Genomic DNA, 4,040 nt, shown 5'->3' on the forward strand with positions numbered 1-4,040 from the left:
AGCTCTTTTCCGCACCAGGGCTGCAGGCTCGTAGTGGTGGTCGTCCGAATTTGGGTGGCGGCGAACTGCGTGCATTGGCACGGTGTTTCGGCCAATGGTTCTTCTTCGTGGTGTGCGTGGGTCATGTCGGATCAGTCTTTCGTGTGTGGCGCGGCGGCTCGGCGTGGTCGGCGCTGCTGCGGGGTGCGGGTGCTGGGCATGCCGAGGTTGGTGGCGGTGCGCCGCATCTGGGTGAGTTTGTGCTGTGCGGCGTCCAGGCTGGCCCGGAGCCCGTCGACGTCACCGAGCCAGCCGCGTTCGGTGGCTTCGGTGATCCGCTCGGTCAGGTTGGTGATGATCTCCTCCAGCCGTGGCTGTTGTGTGGGGTCGGGACGCAGCATGGGGCAGCGGATGCAGGCGTGTTCGTGTTGGCACCCGGTGCCGTAGGCGCGTCCGCAGGTGCCGAGGGCGAGTTTGCGTTTGGCGAAGTGGCCGAGGAACTCGTCCCATTCGGAGTCGGTGGGTTCGCGGTACTCCTGCGAGGGCCGGGTGGCGCGGCGACGGGCGAGGAACGCGCGGTGGTGGTCGATGACATCTTGGTCGTAGACCGCGAGGTAGGTCTGGGTCGTGGTCAGCGACTCGTGGCCGAGGATCTTCGCGGTGATGTGCACCGGCAGGCCCGCGGCCACCGCTTCGGTAGCGAAGATCCGCCGGAAGTCGTGTGGGCTGAACCGCGCGGGGCTGCCGTCGGGGTTGGCGACCCCCGCCGCCTTGACCAGCTCGTCGAGCAGCTTCTTGACGTAGCCGTGGGTGAAGGATTGGTCGCGCATCCCCCAGCGGCGTTGGAACAGGAAGGGCAGCGGGGCAGTGTGGATGCGTTCGGGCGAGTCGTAGCGGGTGACCAGCGGGAGGTGCTCGTTGCCGTCCCGGACGTGGTGGATGATCGTGGCGAACACCGCTGCCAACTCAGGGCTGATGACCAGCAGTCGTTCCTTGTCGGTCTTGGACGGGGTGATCTGCAGCATGGGGATCACTTCGCCGGTGGCCGGCAGGGTGTAGGAGACGAAGGAGCGGTGAGTGATCTCCAGCATCTCCTCGATCCGGACCCCGGTGTGCCGGAACACCTCGACGCATGCCCAGGCCCAGAACGCCCGGTCAGCTTCCACGGTGAGGTTGCGCCGCCGCCTCTTGGCATCCGGCGTGGGTGTCTCGCCGGCCTCGGGCTCGACGGCGTAGATCACCCCGGGGCGGCTGTTTCCGCCGAGCGCGGGGTCGCTGACCAGCAACGCTCGCCGCAGGGTTTGTCCAGCTGCGCTGAACAGCTGACCCGGCGCTGCCTGGGTGGCGGCGGCGAGCAGGTCCTCGGCGGTGACGCGACGAGCGTGCGCGGTGTCGACCAGGCGTGGCAGCAGGGGCGCGAGTTCACGGATGCGTTGGTGCATCCGCGCTTGCCGGTGCTTGTTCGCCTTGGTCAAGCCGGCCAGGTCACGAGAATCCACTGGGGAGGGGGCTGCCCATTTGGCCCACCGGGCCGGGTCTTCCAGCGCCCAGTGCGACAGGTCGGCGTAGAACGCGCGTACCGCCATCAAGATGATGTACGGGTCCCGACGCTTCTCGCCGACGTAGTGGTTGCCGTAGCGGACCTCGCCGAGTCGTTGCTTCCACGCCCGCGCGGTCGCGTCCGACAGGTGCAGGGAGTCGATGCCCGGCTCATGCAGTTCCAGGTCGCGCCAGAACAGCAAGATCAGCTTCGAGGCGAGCTGGCGGATCGTGGAGTAGTCCAGTCCCGGGGCGCGTTCGCTCAGGTAGTCCACGAACAGATCCCGGATCGGGCGGCAGGCGATCTGGTAGCTGTCGACGATCTCTTCGATGGTGAGCTGTCCGCGACGGTTGGCGGCGTGGATCGTCGGCGGCGCTGCCTGGCCAAGGATGTTCAGGTCCCGCAGCAGGCCGTACCAGCGGGAGTGCACTCGGGTGCTGTAGCCGGTCTGTGCCCGGTATGCCTCCACGCAGTCGGCCAAGGTGATATCGGCCAGCAGCCCGCCGTTGTGCATCAGCACGCGGCACAGTTGGACGAACGCGGCCCGCCGATCGGTCGAGGTCATCCGTCGGTCTGCGTCACAGCGGGCGCCCACCGCGGCGAAGCCGGCCGGATCGCGCAGCTGCTCGAATCGCGGGAACAGCGCCTTCGAGGGGTTGGAGTAGAGCCAGTCGTATCCGGGCCGGATCACATCAAGCAGGATCAACCGGCCGGCGGTGCCCGTGGCAGCGGTGCGGGCCGCCTGCGGCTTATCGGGTAGCCCGGCGGCCGGCAGGCCGTCCGGGGCGCCGTCGGTCAGCAGGTCGGGCCAGGCCCGTGCAGCGGTGTCGGCTCCCGAGGCCAGCCAGCGCTGCTGCCACGACTCTCCCGCGAAGCGCTGCAGCCAGTGCAACAGCACGCTGGCGTCGCGTAGTCGGCGGCGCATCTCCTTGTCTGAGGCACCGCGTTCGAGGGCCTCGATGCCGACCAGCACTTCCTCGACCGACTGCTGTGAGGCGGTCCAGACCGTCGGGCGAGCAATCACCGGGGTGGGCAAAGAGGGAGTCAGGAAGTCATGCTCGCCAGAGCGGTTCCGAGAAGGCCGCGCGCCTCGAGCCCGGAACGCGACCGCGTCAACATGAGCGCCAGCGGCGCCTCCAGCATCGCCGAGCTGGGCGTCGGCCTTCTCAGTGGTCAGGCTCTCGGTGCCCTCAGCCACGGGGACCACCACCGAAAAGCACCTTAAGCACGTCAGCGCTGTACCCGTCCCCGGGTTGCGGTGGCGGCGGTACCGGCCGCTGCTCCCGGGTGCGGTGGTGTTCCAGCACCCTCGCCACGACCTCATCGGGCCGGGCTCGCAGGTAGAGCTGAGTGGTGCTCAGGTGGGCATGGCCAAGGACCCACTGCACGTCGGTCAGCGACAGGTGTGGGTCGTCGATCATCCGCTGCGCCGCCGTGTGCCGCAGATCGTGCAGCGTCCAGCCGGTGCCCAGCGACTCGTTCGCGCGTTGCAGCATCCGCCGTACCGCGCCGTAGGTCAGCGGCCGGATCGGGCGACGCCGGGTCAGCCACAGCGACCGCTCGCCCTCGGGACGGTGCGCGTGCTGCTCGTACAGCCGTAACCACACGAACGCGTCCGCCGACGCGGGAAGCCACTGCAGCCTTCCCGAGCCCTTGCGATGGACACCGATGCGTTGCTCGCCCGGATCGACTCGCTCGATCGTGACCCCGAGCAGCTCGGCGGCGCGGGCGCCGGTCGAGACATAGAACGCCAGCAGCGCCCGGTCCCAGTCCGAACCCAAGGCTGCGAACAGGGCATCGAACACCCCGTCCGGCAGGCTGCGCGGCACTCTTTCCGGGAGCTTCTGCCGCAACGGCGCCCGCCTTCCCGGTGCGAACGGCTGCATCGGGTTGTGGTGAGCCTGCACCCAGCGGCCCTGCCGGTGCCCAGCCTCGGGGATCGGATTCACCACCGGACCCTGCCCAGCGGCGGCGCGGTCGAGGTAAAACGTCTTCACCACCGCCAGCGCGTGGTTGATCGTCGCGGGCGCATACCCGGCCCGCCCGTTCGCGGGACCTACCATGCGCATCCACAGCACGAAGTCCCGCGCCTCGACCCGGGACGCCCGCTCCCACGGCACGTCGACCGCGGCCAGGAACCGCCACCACCGCAGCAGCGCCAGACCGTAGGAGCGCAGTGAGCTCACGCTCGCGCCCGAGGCCAGCATCGACGCGAAGAACTCGCTCACCTGCGGCACCGGCGCACCTGCCGCGTCCAGCAGCACCGTCCCCGGGACCCCGTCGACCTGCGCAACCGCACCGACCCTCGGCAGCACCAATCGCTTCACGTCTCTCGCCGAGGGCTCGACCGACACCTCGTACTCGTCCATGCTCGTTCCTTCCGTTGGACCAGCCATCGGAGGAAGCCGAGCACAACCTTCGGACACCCTTGGCAAGGACATCCACCACCCGCGTGTCATCTCCGCGCTCACGGGCGAGAACCCCACGAAGCGAGCCAGTTAGTGCGGTCAACGGATCGTGC

Annotated in this window: 2 protein-coding genes; both read right to left on the bottom strand. The window is 68.8% G+C overall.

What is annotated here, in order from left to right:
- Window positions 1-131 precede the first annotated feature (131 nt).
- Window positions 132-2,555: a tyrosine-type recombinase/integrase gene (locus tag FCN22_RS21175; protein ID WP_202911731.1), complete on the bottom strand. Its 2,424-nt coding sequence runs from the start codon at window positions 2,553-2,555 to the stop codon at window positions 132-134.
- 154 nt (window positions 2,556-2,709) lie between these two features.
- Window positions 2,710-3,888: a tyrosine-type recombinase/integrase gene (locus tag FCN22_RS21180; protein WP_202911732.1), complete on the bottom strand. Its 1,179-nt coding sequence runs from the start codon at window positions 3,886-3,888 to the stop codon at window positions 2,710-2,712.
- Window positions 3,889-4,040: the final 152 nt, after the last annotated feature.

It is taken from the genome of Segeticoccus rhizosphaerae, from assembly GCF_005222685.1.
GTDB lineage: Bacteria > Actinomycetota > Actinomycetes > Actinomycetales > Dermatophilaceae > Segeticoccus > Segeticoccus rhizosphaerae.

What these genes read in the sequence shown, in the direction of transcription:
- FCN22_RS21180 (WP_202911732.1), bottom strand. Translation starts at nt 3,888, where the DNA reads ATGGACGAGTACGAGGTGTCGGTCGAGCCCTCGGCGAGAGACGTGAAG.